At 45.7% G+C, this 22,046-nt stretch carries 20 protein-coding genes; 10 read left to right on the top strand and 10 right to left on the bottom strand.

Annotation, left to right across the window (positions count from 1 at the left end; all coding sequences use genetic code 11):
• Positions 1 to 9: 9 nt before the first annotated feature.
• Both BLV33_RS05100 and BLV33_RS05095 read right to left on the bottom strand, forming a co-directional pair.
• A complete protein-coding gene (locus BLV33_RS05100) occupies positions 10 to 1,716 on the bottom strand; it encodes a hypothetical protein (RefSeq protein WP_090788874.1) in 1,707 nt (568 codons plus the stop codon).
• Positions 1,717 to 1,768: 52 nt separating this feature from the next.
• On the bottom strand, positions 1,769 to 3,070 hold the full coding sequence (locus BLV33_RS05095) for an AAA family ATPase (RefSeq protein ID WP_090788872.1): 1,302 nt from the start codon (positions 3,068 to 3,070) through the stop codon (positions 1,769 to 1,771).
• Between the two features lie 185 nt (positions 3,071 to 3,255).
• Here BLV33_RS05095 and BLV33_RS05090 point away from each other — a divergent pair, with 185 nt between their 5' ends.
• Entirely contained in the window at positions 3,256 to 3,753 is a 498-nt protein-coding gene (locus BLV33_RS05090) for a metallophosphoesterase family protein (RefSeq protein WP_090788870.1), read from the top strand.
• 5 nt (positions 3,754 to 3,758) lie between these two features.
• Here the strand turns inward: BLV33_RS05090 and BLV33_RS05085 are convergent, their stop codons facing one another.
• The gene (locus tag BLV33_RS05085; protein WP_090788868.1) at positions 3,759 to 4,034 is read right to left on the bottom strand and encodes a MoaD/ThiS family protein; all 276 of its coding nucleotides are present in this window, start codon (positions 4,032 to 4,034) and stop codon (positions 3,759 to 3,761) included.
• Positions 4,035 to 4,037: 3 nt separating this feature from the next.
• Positions 4,038 to 5,132 (bottom strand): WD40/YVTN/BNR-like repeat-containing protein, encoded by a 1,095-nt coding sequence (locus BLV33_RS05080; protein WP_090788866.1) that lies wholly within the window; start codon positions 5,130 to 5,132, stop codon positions 4,038 to 4,040.
• A gap of 144 nt (positions 5,133 to 5,276) precedes the next feature.
• Between BLV33_RS05080 and rpiA the strand changes: the two genes are divergently transcribed.
• From rpiA to BLV33_RS05065, 3 genes are all read left to right on the top strand, one after another.
• The gene (gene rpiA / locus BLV33_RS05075) at positions 5,277 to 5,951 is read left to right on the top strand and encodes a ribose-5-phosphate isomerase RpiA (protein ID WP_090788864.1); all 675 of its coding nucleotides are present in this window, start codon (positions 5,277 to 5,279) and stop codon (positions 5,949 to 5,951) included.
• A 74-nt stretch (positions 5,952 to 6,025) separates the two neighbouring features.
• Positions 6,026 to 8,272, top strand: coding sequence for a type IA DNA topoisomerase (locus BLV33_RS05070; RefSeq protein ID WP_090788862.1), 2,247 nt, complete (start codon positions 6,026 to 6,028; stop codon positions 8,270 to 8,272).
• 17 nt (positions 8,273 to 8,289) lie between these two features.
• Positions 8,290 to 8,964: a uracil-DNA glycosylase gene (locus BLV33_RS05065; RefSeq protein ID WP_090788860.1), complete on the top strand. Its 675-nt coding sequence runs from the start codon at positions 8,290 to 8,292 to the stop codon at positions 8,962 to 8,964.
• Between the two features lie 6 nt (positions 8,965 to 8,970).
• On the opposite strand, the gene BLV33_RS05060 is transcribed toward BLV33_RS05065, so the two are convergent.
• The 3 genes from BLV33_RS05060 to BLV33_RS30405 all read right to left on the bottom strand — a co-directional run bounded on the left by BLV33_RS05060 (position 8,971) and on the right by BLV33_RS30405 (position 12,072).
• On the bottom strand, positions 8,971 to 9,912 hold the full coding sequence (locus tag BLV33_RS05060; protein ID WP_090788858.1) for a zinc dependent phospholipase C family protein: 942 nt from the start codon (positions 9,910 to 9,912) through the stop codon (positions 8,971 to 8,973).
• A gap of 182 nt (positions 9,913 to 10,094) precedes the next feature.
• The gene (locus BLV33_RS05055) at positions 10,095 to 11,324 is read right to left on the bottom strand and encodes an IS701 family transposase (protein ID WP_090788856.1); all 1,230 of its coding nucleotides are present in this window, start codon (positions 11,322 to 11,324) and stop codon (positions 10,095 to 10,097) included.
• 622 nt (positions 11,325 to 11,946) lie between these two features.
• Positions 11,947 to 12,072, bottom strand: coding sequence for a hypothetical protein (locus BLV33_RS30405; protein WP_290439042.1), 126 nt, complete (start codon positions 12,070 to 12,072; stop codon positions 11,947 to 11,949).
• Positions 12,073 to 12,309: 237 nt separating this feature from the next.
• On the opposite strand from BLV33_RS30405, the gene BLV33_RS05045 reads away from it, so the two are divergent.
• Both BLV33_RS05045 and BLV33_RS05040 read left to right on the top strand, forming a co-directional pair.
• Complete coding sequence (locus BLV33_RS05045) at positions 12,310 to 13,800, top strand: L,D-transpeptidase family protein (protein ID WP_090788853.1); 1,491 nt, start codon at positions 12,310 to 12,312, stop codon at positions 13,798 to 13,800.
• Positions 13,801 to 13,904: 104 nt separating this feature from the next.
• Entirely contained in the window at positions 13,905 to 14,507 is a 603-nt protein-coding gene (locus BLV33_RS05040) for a DUF5317 domain-containing protein (protein ID WP_090788851.1), read from the top strand.
• Between the two features lie 237 nt (positions 14,508 to 14,744).
• Here the strand turns inward: BLV33_RS05040 and BLV33_RS29860 are convergent, their stop codons facing one another.
• On the bottom strand, positions 14,745 to 15,014 hold the full coding sequence (locus BLV33_RS29860; RefSeq protein WP_253186972.1) for a hypothetical protein: 270 nt from the start codon (positions 15,012 to 15,014) through the stop codon (positions 14,745 to 14,747).
• A 13-nt stretch (positions 15,015 to 15,027) separates the two neighbouring features.
• On the opposite strand from BLV33_RS29860, the gene BLV33_RS05035 reads away from it, so the two are divergent.
• Positions 15,028 to 16,536, top strand: coding sequence for a bifunctional diguanylate cyclase/phosphohydrolase (locus BLV33_RS05035; RefSeq protein ID WP_253186971.1), 1,509 nt, complete (start codon positions 15,028 to 15,030; stop codon positions 16,534 to 16,536).
• A 64-nt stretch (positions 16,537 to 16,600) separates the two neighbouring features.
• On the opposite strand, the gene BLV33_RS05030 is transcribed toward BLV33_RS05035, so the two are convergent.
• Complete coding sequence (locus BLV33_RS05030) at positions 16,601 to 17,716, bottom strand: aminopeptidase (RefSeq protein ID WP_090788849.1); 1,116 nt, start codon at positions 17,714 to 17,716, stop codon at positions 16,601 to 16,603.
• Between the two features lie 164 nt (positions 17,717 to 17,880).
• Positions 17,881 to 18,198 carry a hypothetical protein gene (locus tag BLV33_RS05025; RefSeq protein WP_090788847.1) on the bottom strand — a complete coding sequence of 106 codons (318 nt, stop codon included), beginning with the start codon at positions 18,196 to 18,198 and terminating at the stop codon, positions 17,881 to 17,883.
• 249 nt (positions 18,199 to 18,447) lie between these two features.
• Between BLV33_RS05025 and BLV33_RS05020 the strand changes: the two genes are divergently transcribed.
• From BLV33_RS05020 to BLV33_RS05010, 3 genes are read left to right on the top strand one after another with little or no spacing between them, the layout of a single operon-like run.
• Entirely contained in the window at positions 18,448 to 18,837 is a 390-nt protein-coding gene (locus BLV33_RS05020) for a hypothetical protein (protein ID WP_090788845.1), read from the top strand.
• 14 nt (positions 18,838 to 18,851) lie between these two features.
• Positions 18,852 to 20,390, top strand: coding sequence for a sensor histidine kinase (locus tag BLV33_RS05015; RefSeq protein ID WP_090788843.1), 1,539 nt, complete (start codon positions 18,852 to 18,854; stop codon positions 20,388 to 20,390).
• A complete protein-coding gene (locus BLV33_RS05010) occupies positions 20,383 to 21,948 on the top strand; it encodes a DUF3369 domain-containing protein (protein ID WP_090788841.1) in 1,566 nt (521 codons plus the stop codon). Before BLV33_RS05015 ends, BLV33_RS05010 begins: the two co-directional genes overlap by 8 nt.
• Positions 21,949 to 22,046: the final 98 nt, after the last annotated feature.

The following is a 22,046-nucleotide window of genomic DNA, read 5'->3' as shown; positions in this document are numbered from 1 at the left end:
GGATGAGCTTCATTTGGAAAATACATCCAATAAAAGCTCATCCTTTGTCATGTCCTGCATGTCCCATGCCGCGGCAAACCGAACCTGGTGAGAAACGCCAAGAATGTCGTATTTTTGAATCAAGTGCTGGCGCGCTGAACCAATGATCAATGAATGCAGCCTCAGCTGTTTACGCTGGCCCAAGCTGCCAAGCTGCTGCTGGACGGGAGGCGATATGGTTCCTATGCCATCAGTAACCATGACGAAATCTGCATCTTTAAACGCAGGCTGATCGCTTACAATCTCCATGCCGCGCTTCAAGGGAGCGTCGAAATTGGTTCCGCCTCCATAAGCCATCTGCGCCAGCGAATAGAAAGCCTGCCAGTCAGGACGCCTATGGTATAAGGGCTGTTCAATCAGCTCGCCCTTCGCGCCAAAGAGCAATAAAATAAAATCACGCCTTTCCAGCAAAGCAAAGGAAGCAAAGGTGGCGACAAAAATTTGCGCCAATCGGAGCTTGGAGCCGCGCATCGAATGCGAGGTATCGAGCATGCACAGGATAGGTCCTTTTTGCGGCTCGTCCGCTTGGCCGGTGATGTTGTACGTCATCAGCTTATTTTCCAGCCATTTGAACATGAAGTAAGGCTCAAACTCCTCATCCGCGAGCAGCACGGCTTCACTTGGCAGCAGATGAGAGATATCGCCGGATTGCCGCAGATCATCGTACGCCTCCGGCACAAAGGTGGACTTCAGCTTTTTGCGTGCAACCTTCAGGTGATGCAGATTTCGGCCGACCTCCTGCAGGAAGGCGACCAGTTCCTTGCTGCCCTTCAGCTTCTCGATCCACTGCACGTACTGGTCAAAAGCCTGCCTGCGCAGCTTGCCAAGCTCGCTGCCCCAACGCCGATTTGCGAGCCTTTGGCTGGCCCGGATCAGCTCATGAACATTAAAGCTGAGCTCATCCTCGAGAGACAGCGTCTCCTTGAGCGAGCGGTTCAGCCAGTCTCCCAGCTCATCCTCGATTTCCTGAATGGCTTCGCGGTCACGCTGCGCGATTCGCTCGAGCTGCTTTTCGCGCTTCTCCAGCTCATCTTCCGCTTTGTGCAGCTTCATCTTCAGCTTGTCCCGCTTCATAAATTCCGTTCGCATTTCCTCTTTGAGCTGATCAATCCGATCTCGCAAAGCCCGAATTTCACCAGCTGCAAGCGGCCGGGCATCGACGGCCTCCTGCTTGTCCTCGACGATTTTCTTGCCTTGCTGCAAGGTATAGCCGACCAGCTTCAGCTTTTCAATCTGCTTGTCGGTGAGGCGCTCGCTGACCCTGTCATTTTCCTGGCCGGATTGCTCATGCTTCTTTTCAAAGCCGAAGGTGAGCCGCTGCTGCTCTTTTTGGCGTTTTTTGACTTCCTGTTCGTAGCTTTCCGTCAGCCACATTAGCGCTTTTAACGCTGTTTTGAATGAGCTGTTAACCTGCCCGACTGTCCGCGGATGAATGGTTACATAGAAGTACTGCTTGCATAGAGTAAGAACCAGCCAGCGATGAAAAGGGGTTTCCTCCCCTGTACTCTCGATTTCCGGCTTGCTTAAGTAAAAGCAAAGAAAGAAATCAGCGAACAGCTCCAAGTCAAACCAAGGGGCCAGATGAACGGCCTCGCGAATCCATTCCTGCGCCATTCGGGAGGAGTGGACGTATCCGTCAAACACATATCGGTCTATGCGAGTACAACGAATGATCAAGATCGTTCCCACCATTCCGAAATGAGTAATATAATGAAAGCTGTAAAGTCGCCTAAAGCGTGTAATCGTACAAGATGCCCGGGATTTCACGATCAAATAGAGTGCGGTACAACCCTTGGACGGTTTGTAATATACGTTCCCCTTGAATCCGCAGATGGGTGAATTTAACGGCGTATTGATCGGGATGGAGCAGGAAAATGGTCTGCTCCGCTATCCATTCGGGAAGTCTTTTTTCTTTTTCTTGCCAAGCAACGAGCCTGCCGCGTAGTGAGCGTGCTGTTTCCTCAAGCTCCGTCCGGCACCTCTCAAGCTGAGCCTTGGCGCGTTCTGCTGATTCCCCGCTGATAGCACCGCCAACCTCGCGCTTGAATTGAAAGCCGTTCAATTCTTCTTCCTTATCCAGCCAAGCTCGAACCGATTGCTCGTATCGGTCAAGCGGCAGCTCCTGTTGCATCACCTTTTTCAACGCTGCTTGAACCACAGTGCTGAAAATATCCCGAACGATCGAAAAATCCTCCGGGAAATCCCAAAGCATATGGGGAGTCAGCACCGTATCCCATACTGAAACTTCACTCCGGCTGTGAATGGCCGCAGATGTTTTCCACACCTGACCGATTTTGTTCCACCTGCGGTCGGAAAGCACATATTCCTTTTCCTCCAGGGCCGTTTTAAGCTGAAACAGCATGTAAATCAAATCTTCAGGTATTACGGCTTCCTGAGCCGAGGTCCGGATTTGTTGAACGATATCCAGGGACAGAAGGGAGGGAATTGGGGTTGTCGGCGCGCCAAACATCAGCTCAAAGCTGGAGATCATCTTCACATATTCAACCTCATAGCGAAATAGAAAACGGTCATAGAGCGCAGCAAGCTGCTCATTGTCTTCAGGAAGCTCATTGGATGCAGCCATTAAGAAGAGCAATGGAACCTTCTGCTTCTCACGTCCGTTAAAAAATATGCGTTCATTCAATATCGACAATAACGAGTTGAGAATCGCACTGTTGGCTTTGAAAATCTCATCCAGAAAAGCAAAGCGAGCGCTCGGTAAATAGCCGTCTGTATGCCTCACATATTGATCCTGCTTCAGCATTTGCAAGGAGACCGGACCAAATAATTCATCCGGGGTTGTAAACCTCGTGAGCAAATAATCAAATCCCTGATCGGATCCAAAAAGCTGGGCAGCGGCTCTGGCCAGCTGTGATTTTGCTGATCCCGGCGGGCCGATAAGCAGTACATTTTCGCCGCTCATCATGGCCAGCACAAGCACACGAATCAACTCATCTCGCTCCATAAACCTTTTTTCCAGATGGCTCATGGCTTCTTTACATATATTTTGTATAGCGACAGGATGTTTCATAATGGGTAGATACAAACCCCCTCAGGATGGAATGGGTGAGCGAATATGCTCTATTGTATCAAACCGTTTGGCAAACATCGAATTTATTGGGGGAGTGGATGCTTTTTTTTGCAGCGCTTTCTTGCTACAATGGCGAGATAAGGCGATTATGAACAGCTGACAGCTGCGAAGAGGAGAGATAAACCATGCGAATAGGAGTCATTTCAGATACACATTTATCGGAAAGAGCTGTGAAGCTTCCTGATGCATTAGTGAAGGGACTAGGCGGGGTGGATCTCATTCTGCACGCAGGTGATTGGGTGAGTCCTGAGATTATTGCTCTGGTGGAAAAGATTGCTCCTTGTGAAGGGATTGCCGGAAATAATGACGGACCCGAGATTATTCAGCTATTCGGCCGCAAGAAACTGCTTGAATTGGCAGGCTTTCGAATAGGTCTTATCCATGGCGACGGCTATCGAAAAACAACCGAGGAACGCGCGCGCGAAGCCTTTCATGCGGAGCGCCCCGATGTTGTTATCTTCGGTCATTCTCACAGTCCTTACATGCAGCGAACAGATGGGATGCTCATGTTTAACCCGGGATCGCCCACCGATAAACGGAGACAGCCGCAATATTCATACGGCATCATAGAGCTGCAGGAGAAAATCAAAGCCTGGCATGTGTATTACGACAGCAAAGCTTAATGCCATTAACCACCGGAAACAGCCTGCATGACGGTCAGCTTGTCGCCATTTTGCAGCGGCAGATCCAAGCTTTCCAACCAAGCGATGTTCTCATCATTATAAAAAAGCAGTACATGCTCGCGAAGCTCGCCGGTTTCTTTATACAAATGAACACGCAGCTTGGGGTAGGTGCCTAGCAGAAGCTCGACGGCCTCGCCCAAACTTGGAGCGTGCAATTCAAATTGGACCTTGCCTAAGCAGCAATCACGCAGCATCGAGGGGATGCTTACCTTGATCAGCATAGTTCATTCCTCCACAATCCAGGTCTTCACGCAAAGAATCCGCGAAAATTGTCCAGGTAAACGCTCCCAATTCACACCACGATCCAAAGATAAATACACTTCTCCAGATGTAGTCCCGAAGTAAAGTCCGTTAGGATCTAAAGAATCGACAGTCATGGCATCACGGAGCACACTGACATGCTTTTGTTCATCCGGAACCACATCTCCGATGGGCTCCCAACGGGAAGTTCCTTTTAAGCGGCCATAGACAAGAAGCTTACCGTCTCTCATGGAGCGCTGTTCGCTGCTTTCAAGCGGCATCAGGAACAGATCGCCTGTCGGTGAAATCGCAATCGGAAAGCCAAAAGGCTCATCACCTTCCTTCAAGGTAAGCCCTTCTTCAATGGGAAACCAGCTGTCACCGCCATTATTGGATTGAAATACTCCGCTATGCTCCTGCATGTATAGGATATCGGGATTCACCGGATCCAAGACCATTTTATGAACGCAATATCCAACCTCAGGATAGGGCATTCCGGTAGGTACACGGGACAAGCCTTCGTTGCAGGTCTTCCACGTTAAGCCTCCATCCAGGGTGCGAAATACGCCGACAGCCGATATACCAATCCATATGCGCTGAGAATTATTGGGATCGATAAGGATCGTATGCAAGCACATTCCGCCGGCTCCAGGAAACCAACCCGGTCTTGTCGGATGCTTGGTTAATCCGTCCAATTCCTTCCAACTAAGCCCCCGATCACGGCTCACAAATATACCCGCTTCCTCGACGCCCGCGTAAAGCGTATGCGGATCAGAGGGGAGCCCTTGAACAAGCTGCCAAATTCGATTCAGCGAAAAACCGCTTTCCTTCGAATAAGAAGGGCCGTCATCAACCTGCTGCCAGGTCAGCCCCTTATCTTCGGATATGCGCACCGTAGCCCCGTAGGCAGCATGAGAAGTGCCGGCATACAGCCGATTGCCATCCATGCGGTCGCCAAGCACGCTATAAACCTCCCATCCTGACAAATAAGGTCCATCCAGCGTCCAATTTCTTCTTTCCGCATCCGAGGAATAAATAAATAACCCTTTGTTGGTTCCGATGAGTAGATTTACACGCATGCTCATTCAGCCTCCTAAAATTTCATACTAAACTGAATAGTTCTACAATTGGAAATTCTTTTCCTTTAAATTTACAAAAGTTTTTTTTGCTGCCTAAATCTACTACAATAAGTGTATGAGTCTGTTTTTACGGGAGGTAAGAATTTGAACGCCAAACAAATCGCAGGTCAGCAGGCGGCTTCCTATGTGGAAGATGGGATGAGGATCGGCCTTGGAACGGGCTCAACGGCTTATTGGGCTATCCACGCTATTGCAGATAGAGTAAAACAAGGATTGAAAATTGAAGCGATCCCGACTTCAAAGGGTACGGAAAAGCTTGCCCTTGAACTGGGCATTCCTCTAACCGATTTCTCCCGTGTGCAAAATCTGGATCTAACAATAGACGGCGCCGATGAAGTGGATGCAAAACTGCAGCTGATTAAAGGCGGGGGAGGCGCGCTTTTCCGCGAAAAGCTTGTAGCTGCTGCTTCGGATCAATTGATCATCGTTGTTGATGAGACCAAGGAGGTAGACGTTTTGGGTGCATTTCATCTCCCGGTGGAAATAGCTGTTTTTGCCTGGGAGACTACAGTGAGGCGCATTTCCGGGATCGGCTGCACCCCTCGGCTTCGACAAAAAGCCGGACAAGCTTACGTCACCGATAACGGGAATTATATCCTCGATTGTCCATTTGGAAGCATCATGGATCCGGCAGGATTAAGTCATCAGCTTGATGCCATCATCGGAGTTGTGGAGCATGGTCTCTTTGTGAATATGGCTGACAGGGTTGTAATCGGAACATCGGGCGGCGAAGCGAGAGTTCGGGAAAAAGGATTTTAACAGCGGAACCCGAATATTAAGATAGTTGGACTGCATGTAAAGGATCAAGCCATTAATGAACAAGAGGTACGCATGTGAAAATATTAGTTATCGCTGAAAAGCCTGACATGGGACGCAACATTGCAGCCGCAATCGAACCGAAGGCCGTGAACAAACGCTCCTTTTTGGAAGGGGACGCCTACATTATTACATGGGCCATCGGCCACTTGATCGAGCTGGCGGAGCCTGACCAATACGACGATAAGTATAAAAAATGGAGCATCGACCATCTGCCCATCATTCCGCAGGAATTTAAGCTGGTGCCGAATCCCAGAACGATAGATCAATTGAAAGTCATTGCCGAGCTGGCGAAACGCTGTGACCGGCTTGTCAATGCCTGTGATGCCGGACGTGAAGGCCAGCATATCTTTTCGCTTATTCAAAGGCATCTTGGGCTGCAGCATCCGGTCAAGCGCTTATGGATATCAGACCTGACTACAGAGACGATCCGTACAGGCTTCGACAAGCTTAAGGACGGAAGTGAGTACGAGAATTTGACGAGGGCTGCCCGCTCGAGAAGTGAGGCGGATTGGCTGATTGGGATGAATGGCTCGCGCGCTTTTACGACGAAGCATAACGTGCTGTTATCCGTAGGCAGAGTGCAGACTCCCGTATTGGCGTTGATTTATGATCGACAGAAGCAAATAGAGGCCTTTTCCTCTTTGAAATTTTTCGAGTTGGAAGGACATTTTACGCAAAATGAAGTGACCTATAAGGGAATGTGGCAAGGCGACCGAATGACAGACGAGCAAAAGGTCAATGCGCTTGCCGCTAAAGTGAAGGGGAAACCGGGACGTATCACATCCTATGAGGTTAAGGATACGAAAGAGTACCCTTTCAAGCTGTACGATCTTACTTTGCTGCAGCGGGAAGCGAACGGTAAGTATGCTTTCTCCGCCAAAAAAACGCTGGATACCGCTCAAGCCCTGTATGAGAAGCACAAAGTGATCTCGTATCCAAGAACGAATTCCAACTATGTAACCGAGCAAAATATTCCGGAAATGCATAAAGTTTTATCCTCCTTGCAGGGTACGGCATACGAGGAGCTGGTGAAGGGTGCCAATCGCAGCCTTGTGCACAAGGGCAACAAGTTCATTTGCAACCCGAGCAAGGTTGAGGATCATCATGCGATTTTACCGACGAACCGTAAGGCATCAGGGCTGAGTCCCGATGAGCAGAAGCTTTATGACCTTATTGTGAGGCGTTTTTTATCCCAGTTTTATCCGGCTGCCGAATATAAGGTTCATACGGTGATGACTGAGGTTGAAAGCGAAATGTTCAAAACTACGGTCAAAGAGCTGCTGAGCCTGGGTTGGAAAGTCATCTACGCCGACCAAAAAAAGGAAAAAGCAAAGACTGCCAAAGGCAAAGAGAAGGAAGATGACGAGGAAGAAGAAATTGAAGTGAGCGAGCCTTTCTCGATTGAACCCGGCGAAGGCGTGTTTTGTGGGGATGCCGTGGTGAAGGAGAAGGATACGCAGCCGCCCAAGCATTTTACGGAGGGCACGCTGCTCAAGGCGATGGAAAGCGCGGGCAAGCAGATTGAAGACGAAGAGCTGCGCGATGCGATGAAGGATTCGGGTCTGGGGACTCCGGCTACACGAGCAGCCACGATCGAACGGTTAAAGAAGGTCGGCTATGTAGACATGTCGGGCAAAAAAATACAGATCACACAAAAAGGCCGTATGGTGATCGAATTGATTCGGGGAGCAGGCATCGAGCTGCTCACTTCACCCGAGATGACGGGGCAGTGGGAGCGCCGGCTCAATGAGATATCCAGAGGCACCGCCTCGGATGGGCAGTTCATGGAGAATGTGAAAAAATTCGCCGCCATGATTGTAGGGAAGGTGCGTGTGCAGGCGCGCGCGGCTAAGAACTCTTTTGAGAGCGAAGCCCCCGCTGCGAAGAAGGGGGCTGCTGCTCGAGGCAAAGGCGCCGATGTAAAGTCCGGCGCCGCTCGGGCGGGCGCAGCAGTCGATGAAGTCGGCGCCGCCCGTGAAGGGCCGGCCATCGTGGCGGCCTGCCCCAGGCCGGGTTGCGGCGGCTCGATTTTCATGGGCCGCAAGGGCTATGGCTGCTCGCACTACAAGGAGGGCTGCAGCTTTGTCATCTGGAAGGAAAGCTTTGGGCGCACGCTGACGGATGCTCAGATTACAGCCTTGATCGATAAAGGCAAAACCGCCAAGCTGAAATTAATCAAGCCCGACGGTTCACCTGTAGAAGGGCGTCTTATATTGAAAGATGCAGATACAGGTGCTTTAGAGATTGAACGAATGAATTAAGAGGAGGGTTGAGGTCAGTGGCTATTTTGCACAATGATTGGTCCCCCATACTGGAAGAAGAATTTCATAAGCCCTATTACCTCTCCCTGAGACAATTTTTAGTTGATGAATATAACTCGAGGGTCATTTATCCGAACAAAGAAAATATTTTCTCATCACTTCATCTTTCGTCTTACGCGAATACCAAGGTTGTGATTCTTGGACAAGATCCGTACCACGGACCCGGTCAAGCTCACGGGCTTAGCTTTTCAGTAAAACCGGGAGTTAAACCGCCGCCATCCTTGCAAAATATGTTTCAGGAGCTGCAATCGGATTTGGGCTGCACAATCCCTAACAACGGGTATCTCGTCAGATGGGCCGAGCAGGGAGTGCTGCTGCTTAATGCTGTGCTTACCGTTAGAGAAGGCGAGCCCAATTCCCATAAAGGTAAGGGCTGGGAGCTGTTTACGGATCGAGTCATCCAAGCTCTGAATGAGAGGGCGGAGCCCGTCGTTTTCATCCTATGGGGAAGCCACGCAGGCGCCAAAGGGAGCCTGATCGATGCCAACAAACATCGAATTATTCGTTCGCCGCATCCCAGTCCATTGTCGTCTTACCGAGGTTTTTTCGGAAGCAAGCCTTTCTCCCGAGCTAATCAATTTATATCAGAGTTTGGCGGTACGCCGATAGATTGGCAGATTCCCAATTTGTAAAAACAGTTAGATCATAGGATTCACATGAACGATTTCAAGTCCGCTGTCACAAGATTTACCCGTTTCATAGGAAACATTGCCCAGCACCATTTCGAGCTCAGCAGCATGATCTCCTTTGGCCGATAAGCCGCTTTGCAGAGTCTGAAGGGCGGCTTTCATGACCTGCTCGCCATCCTTACCAGCTTGCTCCCACAGATCCCAGACACTATGTGAATAGGTCTCATCCAGGGAGGTAGGGCAATTCCAGGTCGCTCTGGCCTCATTCAAATAATCCAGCGGGGCTGGCTGCTTCTCATAGACCAGTGGAGAGATTTGCCCGAGCGTAAGCGCTCGCTTCATCCCGGTCGGATCATGAAACAGCCGCTGCGCTTTGATCATGTCTCGGTAGGCTTCGTCCCAGTCTTCACTTGCAATCTTCGAGCTTAGAGCAGGATATCGCTTTGCTGCGGCATCCATTAGCGCTGGTACAATCCCCATCGGGAACGCTTTTCCCACATCAATCTCTTTCCAAACAGGCGTGTTCCACGTTTCTTTCCCCAGCATTTTTTTCACGACAAGGGTGTCCATAATAATCTCAAACCGCTGATGCTTCCATTTTTTGAAGCCGGATTTATGAAAAACATAGGGATGCATGTTCCGATCCAGAATATGGTGGGTTATGAAACCAAGAACATACAGCACTGCTGGATTGTAAAGACCTCTTCCATGAACATGGTGAACCAGATCCAGGAGGAACGGGCCGCATTCCTTCTTATGCATGAGACTACCCAGCTCGGCCATTTTCTTATCGCGTTGCCATGGCAGAAAATGATGATAGAACAAAAAATCAGGACCCTGACACCCCAGATTGAACACATTCCTCAATTGCTTATCCTTCCAAACGTCTTCATGGCCCAGCTTGCTCATTAATTCTTGACCAAATAGCAGATGAGTCCAAATATTGGGCATGGGGCTTCCTCCGATTATTGCGTGAGTGGATATAATGGCCTTATTTTAGCATAAAAAAACGCCGGATCAGAGAGAAAGCTCTCCGCCAGACGTTTTTTTCCATTTACTAACTTGAGAGTTGCGATTTTCTTCGTGATAACCGAAAATAGACACACCTGTAGCAGGGAAGGTAATTCGACAGATCAGGCGGATATTTTGAGATGCTTAAGGATGTCGAATAACGGCTTCTTCACCAAGGCTTGCTGATACACGTAAACGATGATCTGCCCGAAATACTCTTGCCGAATTCGGTACACCACATCTCCAAGCGTAAGATGTTTGTCGCTCTTCATCCAGTCCTGACGCTGAGATTCCAAGAAGTTCTGCGTCAGATACTGAATCGCCCAAAATCGCTGAATGCCTTCAAATGACAGCAATTGATATTGGTCAAAACCTAGCAGTTCCTTGAAATAGCGATAGCCCGTTTCAATGTTCCATCTCACGTGATAGTAGCGTTGGATTGTAACGAGATCCAAGCTTAAATCCGTGCACAGGAGACAAACTTGAGGTTTGCTCGAAGGGGCATATTCATCTTTCCAAGACAGCAAAGCCTTGACGTTTTCCATTTCGCTTAACGGACCTTCATATTCATAAATCCAGTACGTCCCCTGACTTTCCACCGTAACGGAGCGTAGGTCAGACTTGCGAAGGTACTGGACAGCGAAATCAGCCATGGAGATCGTTACGCCGCTGACGCAGATCAGTCGGTTGGTCTTGACGGCAGCGATGACATGGAATCCCTTGCGGTTACAGCTATTTATGATCTTCTCGCTGGTGTACCAGCTATCCATGAGCACGTAAACCTGCTCATCCTGCGTAGCCGGAAATGCCTCGATCATCTCGACGGCAAGATCGTTCTTGCTTTTGAAAGTCAAGCCATGGTTCGTGCAATATTCTTCACGGTAGTAAGGACGGAAATCCCAGGCATAGGAACTGCCCTCGCTTACTACGTGGGCCGTGACAACGCAGTGGCACCAGATCGATTTTCCATCCTCGTGAGAATATTGAAAACTGAGAGCTTCCATTTTCTTGGTTGATGGTTCTTTCTTGCAGTAAGAGTCATCCACGATGAAAAATACAAGACGCCTTGCATCACCATTCTTCATGCGCTTTGCCCGGATTTTCTCTATGACGAATTGCATACGCCTGCGCTGCATGCGATTGACGCACCAAGGCGCATGATTCAGAAAGTTGGTGATACTGCTCAGATGACAATCTTGTCTGGCAGCGTTTCGGATCTGCGTAATGTTCTTGCGTCCGGCACAAAGAATGATGCCATGAACGAGCGTAAACAAGTGATTCAATTGGGGTTTAGAAAACTCCAACTTCAGCGCTAAAATGAACTTGACGATCGGCAGGTAGAGGGATACCATGGAATTGGGACATCTCCTTTATCTGGAAAAATTGGCTCCGTGACCGTCAATTTCTCCACAAAGGGTCGATGTCCTTCTTCTATTTAGCCGTTCGACGAAGGATCTAAAAACTCGGCTTTAACTCGGCTTTATCGACAACAGGATTTTTGCAACACTCAAGTTACTAATTGAATTGAATGCTAAACTCGCAGGACTCGCGTGGATATAAAACTGTTTTATTTGGCTCTTGGAGACTTTTTACTTTGACATGGTCTGGTGTGTACAGATCAACCATTCCGTAGTCTACCTGATAGTAAACACCTTGGTGGTCCAAAGACCAAACGAACACCTTTGATTGAGAAAGAGCGGCAGCGAAAAGCTCGATGTCAGCTTCTAGTAATTGAGTCCCGTAAATCATCGTGTGCACCTCGTAATTTGGATAGTGTGTTTTCTTGGATTCAATATGTATGACAGCATGAGACGGGAAGTTATCACTCCAAATAGAAAGCAGATTTAGAAAAAGTTATTTTTTGTCGAATTGCCGAGGATAATCATCAGAAGGAAGAGTCTTGTGAGGCTATTGCAGCCCGACAAGACTCTTTTTTCAGCTGATAAGAATAGCGCAGCGGTTTATTCTTGTTCATCAATCTTTTGCTTTCTCTTTGCTTGCCTTTTTTTCTTCCATCTGCGCTTTTTCTCCGAATTGATCCAACCGTGAAGGTTGACTTGCGGGTCCTTCATTCTTTGGATGATTATTTCTTCCTGCCATCTAACTAACACCTCCATCTTGTAGTGTTTGACAGCAAGTGACGGTTTATTCAACCAAGCATGAATAAAGATACATATAGTATCATTAAAATGAAAGATCATTGCTGGTTTTGTTTAATTTATCGTTATTAATAGCAATTAATTACATAAAGGCTTGTTTTATCACAAATTCAATGATACAATACGTATCATATAAGGATAAGATGTAGTTCCTGTCCAACGTTAGGAGGGGGCCAAATTGAATCGATTTCGCTCAAGATTCAAACATCATTTGGACGATAACCTTGTCCACATTCATAAAAATTTGTATATCAGCCCGGCAGACCCTCTTTATTATGAAAAAGTCATCCGCTATCTGGACCCGTATTCCCCTGAAGCGCATTTTAAGCTGGGACAAAAGCATCAAAGCAAAGGTAATGTGCCCAAGGCCAAATTTCATTATCAGGAAACCTTGCGCACTTATCCTTCTCCTTACTACTCAGCAGCCAACAAAGCTCTAAGACAGCTTTCAATGAAAACCGGCGAGAAATCCGCACATGTTTCAAGCGCAGCAGCAGAAGAACATGCGAATGAAGCCAAATCGCCTTTTATAAGCATGCTCCTGATTGTATTATTGGTGCTTAATATATTGATCGTTGTGCTTTATTTCAGCGCTGATTCGATTTCCACTACCATCTCCAAGGTGAAGCATTGGCCTGTCGGCAAGGAAGTCACTTATGAAACAACAGATATTCAGTACCTGATGCACTTCCCTTATGAAACGCCAAGAGGGAAAATAGAATCCGCGATCCATAAGCAAGCTGTTGACCTTGGCCATATACATACCAAACAAAATATACTCATCTATGGACTTCAAACCTCGACCCAATCCATAGACAAGAATGCCATCCCGCTGCTGGACAAGAATGTACCAGACAAAGCATTTGTGATCGCTGAATATAACGCATCCATGGATCAAACTGTGAAAATTCGCTTCCTGGATCCGGAGATCAATCAGAAGCAGCCTCTGACAGCTATTGGGGCCAATTTGGTTCGCACGGCGCTTGACTCTTACATCCGTGATTTTGGCAAGCCTCCGGAATCTCTGGATCAGCTTATTCAAGATTACCCGCACAATTATTTAAGCTTTATCCCTTTGGAATCAACCTCTCATTCCAACAAAGTTGCATCGACTTACAGTGGAGAAGGAGGTTGGGTATACGATGCTTTTTCGGACAATCTGGCCATGATGTTTTATCCGAATAGCCATGAGAGGACGAGATTGCCTTATGAACCGATACATATCGAAATTGTAAAAAGCGAGCACAGCTTAAAGCTCATTTCCGGCTCTCAGCTCATTATGGAGAAGAATGCCGGTTTAGGTGCCAATCAGCAAACCCCCGAGGCCCATTTTACAGTGTTGAATCGAGTTCTGAATCCTCAGGGAAACAAGCGGGGAGTGTATGGATCAGCAGGATTGGGACTTGGAATGCTGGCTATCCATGGCACAAATGATGAAAGCTCTGTCGGTATGGACCGATCCTTGGGTTGTATTCGATTAATTAATTCCGATATCAATCAACTCTTCGCCTTTGTACCAAAAGGAACTGTTGTGGAAATAGCAGACCAAGGAGCAGCATCCTCAAATAATGAATTGCAAGAGCTCCCAATCACAAATGAGATCATACCTTCTGCTGCTCCGTCCATTATAGAAACTTCTTTTGATCAAACTTTCCAATGGCTGGGATAAAGTAAAAACTTAATAAAATTATTACCAAATATGTTAACATTCCAAGAGGAATTTATAATCATTTGGCGAATTAATCTAAAAAATACACCAAGGGAGCGAAGTCAATGGTCTTTGATGGAATTGTCATTTCAGCGATTTTGGGCCTGCTTCGCGGCGGCAGCTTTAGGAGCTTTTCAGGGCTTCGCTTAAAGTATGGGTGGATATTTCCCGTTTTGCTGGCTGTTCAATTGATTGTATTCATAACACAAAATAAGGTCGCCTGGATCGCAGCAATAAGCTCATATCTATTTATTGCCGTATATGTGATTGGGCTTCTTTTTTTATGGATGAATCGAAATCAAAATGGCTTTATGTTGATCTGGATCGGCGTATTGTTAAATTTTATCGTCATGATCGCCAATGGCGGACGGATGCCGGTTTCCCTGGATGCAGCCGCTATTTTGGATCCTGCTTTCACAACCTACCTGAAAGAAGGACTTTACGCCAAGCATCAAATATTAACTGACGCCTCGAGATTTGGATTTTTGGGCGATATTATCCCCATTTCAAGCCCATACCCGAGAGAACAAGTGATCAGTATTGGTGATGTGATTATGAATATAGGAATTTTTAAGTTTATCCAGCATCTTATGCTCCAACATAAAGGAAAAAAAGCCTCCGAGTCCAAACTTGGCGGGGACCTGATAAGTGTATTGAAGAGGAGGTGAATATCGATGAAAGTGGAAGGAATCAAAATTAAAAGAATTTTCTTTAACACAGCTATTGTTGCTTCTGTTATAATTTCTTTAACATCAGGATTCAAATTTATCGGTTAATATTAAGAAATTGTGGCAAAATGGGGATTGGAAGAACGGAAATCCGTTTCTTCCTTTTACTCTGTTCGCGAAAGGTCGAATCATGATGAATTTTGCAGATAAGATGAGACGAATTTTCGTCGTTCCAACTCATATGTTTGTAGCAGGAGAAATTGTTCTTGGTTTCCTATGTTTTCTTTTATTAATGAATTTTACAATTCCTTCTCCTTCGGAGTGGGTCATTTTATATGCGTTTGTTGGTACTGTTTTGATGCTCAATTTTTTCCCGATTGCACTTCCGCCGGAAGGTAATGGGATATCGATGGAATCATCGGTTTTTCTGACATGCATTTTTTTATTTGGTGTAGATACCAGCTTGACTGTATTGTTATTGAGCTCAGTCCTATTTGCATTATACAAACGAGATATCGCCTTGTGGAAGTATTGTTTTAATTTTTCATCATACAGTTTGAGTATAACGGGTGCGTATTACTCTTTTATAGCAACCGGTGGAGTTATAGGCAGCCTTGATACACATCATATTTATCCTTATATTCTGGCACTTAGCGTTTATTTTTTTATTAACGTCATGGCTTTTGGTATCTATTATTTTTTAGCGATACAAGGAAATTTATTTAATGTTCTTAAAGGTATTCTCAAAGAAACAACTGCAGCATATATAATTACCTTGTTGTTTTCATTGATACTCTGCATCTTACTGCCTGTACATTTATATTTCGGCTTATTTTTATTTCTAAGTATCTCCGTTTTATTATCCATCGCCTTCAAGCAGCTGTTTGTTCTATACCAAACGGCCACAGATAAAGCGACTCATGATCAGCGAACAGGGCTTTATAACCATGGTTACATAGAAGAAATGCTTGTAGAAGAGCTGACACATGCGAAAAACTACGAATCTTCCTTTAGCTTGGCCATGCTGGATTTGGATAATTTTAAAACCTATAATGACAAGTTTGGACACATGCAAGGGGATAAGCTGCTTGAGTTTGTAGGTACTTTTCTTAAAAATGAATCCAACGATTGTAATGTGGCTCGGTATGGGGGAGAGGAATTTGCTATTTTACTGCCTGGTAAGACGAATCAAGAAGCATTTTCCATCATAAACGCACTGCGCAAAAAGCTAAATGATTCTTATTTTGAAGGTGCGGAAATTTTCCCGCATGGCTGCATTTCTTTTTCCGCAGGAATTATTGCCTATGATAGAAGCATTTATGATAAATCCCAGCTGTTCGATAAAGCATCCCAAGCGATGTATTATGCCAAAGCCCAGGGCAAAAATATGGTGCATATTTACAATGAGCAATCGATCGTCCAGAAAACCATTGATTTCGAAAAGGATATTCTGGAAATTGAACATCAGTTGAAGCTTTTTTTATCCAAGGATATATATACGTTTCAACACAGCAAGCGAGTATTCAGCTATGCTATCGACATTTGTGAGTTTATCCCGCTTAGCGAGTCGGAGAAGAAAACATTGGTGCTCGGCTCACTGTTTCATGATATCGGCAAGCTCGAGGTGCCTAAGATCATGTTGAAGAAAAAGGGGAAATTGACGGCGGAAGAATGGGATATTATTAAAAATCATGTGGTATGGGGGAGGGAAATTGTAGCATCGATTGATAAATACAAGGAATTGATTCCTCTGGTTGAACTGCATCATGAACGTGTAGATGGAAAGGGTTATCCTTATGGTTTAAAAGGGGAAGAGATACCGCATCTGGCCAGGATTTTGTGTATTATCGATTCATTTGACGCAATGACGACGGAAAGGCCCTATCAACCAACGAGAACTTTCGATGAAGCCATTTTGGAGCTTAGGAGCTGTGCTGGCAAGCAGTTTGACGAGAATTATGTTGAACCTTTTATTCAAATGCTTTACAGTAAGTATGATTTCAAGCTTAAACATAAAATCATTAATTAAATTCAACAGGGCATATCCCAAATCTGATTTCAGATCATGGATATGCCCTTCATTGTTGATGGAGTCAGATCAAGTTTTCCGGATTGAGCGGCTCCAGCTCAGGGAGTACGAAACGGCCGTCTTTGCGGATCAATACATCGTCAAAGTAAATCTCACCGCCGCCATATTCGGGTCGTTGGATCAACACCATGTCCCAATGAACAGAGGAACGGTTGGTGTTATCTGCAATCTCGTAGGCTTGGCCCGGCGTAAAATGGAGGCTTCCGTCAATTTTTTCATCAAATAATGTATCTTTCATCGGATGCTGGATGTAGGGGTTAACGCCGATGGCAAATTCGCCAATATAACGTGCGCCGTCGTCCGTGTCCAGGATTTCGTTCAACTTGCTCGAATTGTTGCTGGTTGCTTCAACAATCCGTCCGTTCTCGAAACGAAGCACAATGTTTTCAAAGGAGGAACCGGAATAATTGGTCGGTGTATTGTAGCTGATCACTCCGTTGACGGAATTCTTGACCGGGGCTGTGTACACTTCTCCGTCAGGAATATTGCGAAGGCCCGCGCATTTGATCGCCGGGATATCCTTGATTGAAAAGCTGATATCGGTACCCGGAGAAACTAGGCGAACTCGATCCGTACGGTTCATCAGGTCGACAAGCCCGTCCATCGCAGCGGACATTTTGCCATAATCCAGGTTGCATACCTGGAAGTAAAAATCTTCGAACGCTTCCGTGCTTTGGCCGGCAAGCTGTGCCATGGAGCCATTCGGATAACGCATGACAACCCATTTCGTATTGTTAATTCTTTCATCAAAAATCGGGCGTTGAACATACTTCAGGAATGTTTTCATCTTTTCATCCGGAACATCGGACGATTCTGTAATGTTTTCTCCGCTGCGAACAGCCACATAGGCGTCCATTTGGCGCATCCGAACCAATTCAAATTCAGACCATTGGGAGAAATGCTCTTGCTGAGCTCCTAGCTGCAGGCTCCTGGTTATGGCAGGGTCACGAAGCTCTATGAAAGGATTCCCTCCTGCAGCATAAGCTTCTTCAATCAAGCACTTGGCCAACTCCGGGTCTTTGACGCCGATCATTTCAAACAATATGTTCTCACCAGGCTGCAGATTAACGGAATACTGAATGATATTACGGGCAAAGGTTTGAAGGCGAGGATCTCTCATATTCATAATCTCCCTTAAATGATATTGTCAATGTATGATTATACCTTATTCATACGATAATTTATAGCCCATTGGATGCTGCAAGATCCGACATCTAACGCTCCGTTAACAGGGTTAATAAACAGCAAAAAGTGATCGAATTCTCGACCACTTTGCACTCCGCATTATCTGACTTGTTTGGGAAATTGATAAGTATTGTCATCGCTTTCCAATTCCTGCAAAGTTTGATCCAGCTGCTGCAGGTTCAGTTTGATTTGCTGTCCATAAGATTCGTTATTGAAATTTTGCAGCTGCTCCATTGCATCTTTAACCTGGTTTATGGCATGACCCAAGTTTGCTTGTGCTGATAAAATATCGTGCGGATTTGCTTCATCGATTGCGTTATGCAAGCGTCTGACTGCTGAATCAGCGGAAGTTACGGCCTGCTCGGCAGCTTCCTGAGCATGGCGGAGCGGTTCCTGGTGCTGCTCGGTTTCTACCATGTTATCTCCTCCAATAATCATCTGAAATGTTCCATATTACCTTGCTCCAAAATACTTAGAAACATTCCCAGCCCCAAAAAGTTATTTCCCGGGCAAGCGCAGAAATAGATATGTTTTTATTAATTTCGACAGCGAAGTTTGACCAATAATTCCCATAAAAATTAATTGTGGACAAAATCTGTTTTTCTTTTTAAGCTTATATCAAATCATCTGTTTTTTGACAATCTTCACCATTATAGGAGTGATATGATGAACGCGACCAAGATAATTGTAGTTTTGGCACTAGCTGTGTTTCTTATCACGGCTTGCAGCAGCAAAATAGCAACAACGGTACCTGCTGAAACCACGGTCAAAAAGCCAAGCTTGGAGTTAAAAGTCTATGTTTCGGAACGTACAGCAACTGTTAGCTTCAAAACTGATATTACTATTTCGCCTCAGCATTATGGAAAGGAACGGGTCCCGGGAGAAGGGCATATGCATTTGTATCTGGATGATGATGGCGAGAAGAAAGTATCCACAGAAGATAAGTATGTCTTTAAAGATCTGACTGTCGGCATGCACAAGGTGAAGGTTTCCCTGCACAATAATGATCATACCCCTTACAATGTATCTCAAACCAAAGAATTTGAAATCAAATAAGGGGAAAAATACATATGGCGTCACCTAGAAAGAGAACAGGATTGCAAAAAAAAATCATCTTTTTTGTTTCGGCAGCAACCTTGTTTATCATTTCTTTATTTCTGGTTATTGATACGGTGAACTTGCAAAAATCCGTTGAGCAAGCCTATGTCAGTCAAATCAGCGGTATGACCGTAGCGATTAACGGAAGATATGAAGAGTCGCGGTCTGTTCATGATGTTCAACAAATCTTCGATTATATCAAATATAAAAATAAGCAAGTATATCAACTGATTCTTTATGACAAACAGGGCTTAATTTTGGCTTCCTCTCAACGAGATTGGGTAGGAAAACAGATGAATTCCAAAAATCCGGTTATACCTGAACAAGATAAGACATTTGTTGAAAGGATCCCCAAGAAACAAATGGGGATGCCAATTGTTCGGCTCGTAGCTCCGCTTCAAGAGGACGGTTCTGTTATTGGAGCTGTTGAGGTTCTTTATGATTCCAGCGAGGAATCGGATCTCGTTACCAAACGCATTGTGTTCTCCATTCTCGCCGGTCTTTCATCTGCGATTCTGTTGATGGTGATCTTATGGTTAATCCTTCGCAACATTGTTATTTTGCCTTTGATGCGTCTGCGTGAAGCCGCTGTTATCGTCAAGCAGGGCGGCACCCTGCCTAAACTGGACTTTCGCGCCTCACCTGAAATTGAAGAGGTTTCCGATGCTTTTAACGAGATGGTCATTAACCTGGACGAACGGTATTATGAGCTGCAGAATGCTCTTGAATCTTTAAAAAATGCGCAGGAAAAGCTGGTTCAATCGGAAAAGATGGGCGCGCTGGGCAGTCTGGTCGCCGGAGTGTCGCATGAAATTAATACGCCCATTGGCATCGGTGTTACAGCCGTCTCCTTCTTGGAGCAGAAAATAAAAGACTTTCAAACGAATTACCAACAAAATAAAATGAAAAAATCGGACCTGGATCAATTCATCCTCACACTAATAGAAACAACCGAAATGATACAATCCAATTTGGTGCGCGCATCTGCACTTGTGCGGAGCTTTAAGCAGGTTTCCGTGGATCAAACCAGTGAAGCAAAGCGTACGTTTAAATTAAAAGAGTACATGGAAGAGGTCATCGTCAGTCTGGGACCCACTCTCAAGAAAACAAAACATAGAGTTTTGATTGAGTGTGACAGCAGCCTTGAACTGTACAGCACTCCGGGAGCCATTTCTCAAATCATGACCAATCTGGTTATGAACTCTTTGAACCACGCTTATGAATCGGGAGAAGAAGGCAACCTCATATTTAAGATTAATGCGGAAAAGGATCGGATTATTTTTATGTATTCAGACGATGGCAAAGGAATGCCGCAGGAGGTTTTGGAGCAGATTTTCGATCCTTTCTTCACGACAAGCCGGGGTAATGGCGGAACAGGGCTCGGTATGAATATTGTTTATAATCTGGTGACGCAGTCGCTGGGGGGAACCATTCAAGTACACAGCACGCTGGGCCGCGGCAGTATGTTTTATATTGAGATACCAATAGAGGAGGAAACATTCCATGAATAGTGATAATCCTCAAGAACTTGATGATGAGCTGATTTTTGCGGATGAAGAGAAGGGTTATGATAGAAGTCCCTTATTGGTTAAGGAGCGTAATCAAGAGGTTTGGGAAGTTCTTATCGTGGATGACGAAAAGCAGGTTCATCAGGTTACAAAAATGGTGTTGAATGATTTTATTTTTGACGGGAAAAAGCTGGAGTTTCACAGTGCATTTTCAGCTACTGAAGCCAAGGAACTGATTGAGGCGCACCCGAATGCCGCGCTCATCCTGCTTGACGTCGTGATGGAGAGTGAGCATGCAGGGCTGGAACTCATTAAATATTTACGCAAAGAGATGAAAAATCAATCTATCCGTATCATTCTGCGCACCGGCCAACCCGGTCAGGCTCCCGAGAAATCAGTCATCATGGATTACGATATCAATGATTACAAAGAGAAAACAGAGCTTACGACCCAAAAGCTGTTCACCACCGTAGTGTCTGCCTTACGTTCCTTTCGTGATATTAAAGTGATTGAGAAGAGCAGAAACGGCCTTGAAGAAATAATCAAATCGGCACCGACCTTATTTGAGCTTCAATCGATGAAAAAATTCGCCTCCGGTGTTCTGACTCAATTAATCTCCATTGTCAATGCGAATGAGAATGCGGTTCATTGCAGCTTTGCCGTCACGAAGGAAGAAGAAGATATATACATATTGGCCGCCAGCGGTGATTATGCCCAGACCGGGGAACAAAGAGCCAGGGATGTAGTGCCCAGAGATGTGTTTGAGTTCATAGAGCAAGCCTTTCAAACAAAAATCAGCATATATAGTTCATGCCACATGACCATTTATTTTCGAAGTAAAATGGGCATGGAAAATGTGATTTATATCAACGGTTTCCAGACTCTGAGTGAGTGGGAACGTTATTTGGTGGAGATTTATTGTGCGAATGTCTCCGTAGCCTTTGAGAACATTTATTTAAATCTAGAGCTGGAAAACACGCAGAAGGAAATTATTTACACCATGGGTGAAATTACGGAAACGCGTTCCAAGGAAACCGGACATCATGTCAAAAGAGTTGCGGAATATTCAAGGCTCTTGGCACTAAAGTATGGGCTCTCGGAGCAGGAGGCCGAGGTGATTCGCTTGGCATCTCCCATGCACGATGTCGGGAAGGTCGGCATTCCGGATGCTATATTGAACAAACCGGGCCCACTGACCGATGAGGAATTTGAAGTCATCAAGTCTCATGCGGGTTTGGGGTATGAAATGCTGAAGCATTCCAATAAGCAGGTGCTTAATGCGGCGGCAACTATCGCTCAGCAGCATCATGAGAAGTATGATGGGAGCGGTTATCCTCATGGCTTAAAGGGAGAAATCATCCACATCTATGGTCGGATTACAGCAGTAGCCGATGTATTTGACGCCCTTTGCAGCGATAGAGTGTACAAGAAGGCATGGGATTTGGACCGAGTGCTGGATTTCCTTCTAAGCCAAAAGGCCCGTCATTTTGATCCGGTGTTGGTAGATTTGTTTTTGACTCATCTGGATGAATTTCTTGTCATTAAAGAAAAATACACATGATCTAATATAATAGCTTTGATAAACCTTCAATCTCACTTTTGAGTATGGAGGTTTTTTAGTCATATGGGAAGGAAGATCATATCTTCTTTCCGAGATAA

The sequence above is a fragment of the Paenibacillus sp. GP183 genome (genome assembly GCF_900104695.1).
Taxonomy (GTDB): domain Bacteria; phylum Bacillota; class Bacilli; order Paenibacillales; family NBRC-103111; genus Paenibacillus_AI.
This window is presented reverse-complemented; position numbering and strand designations above follow the sequence as displayed.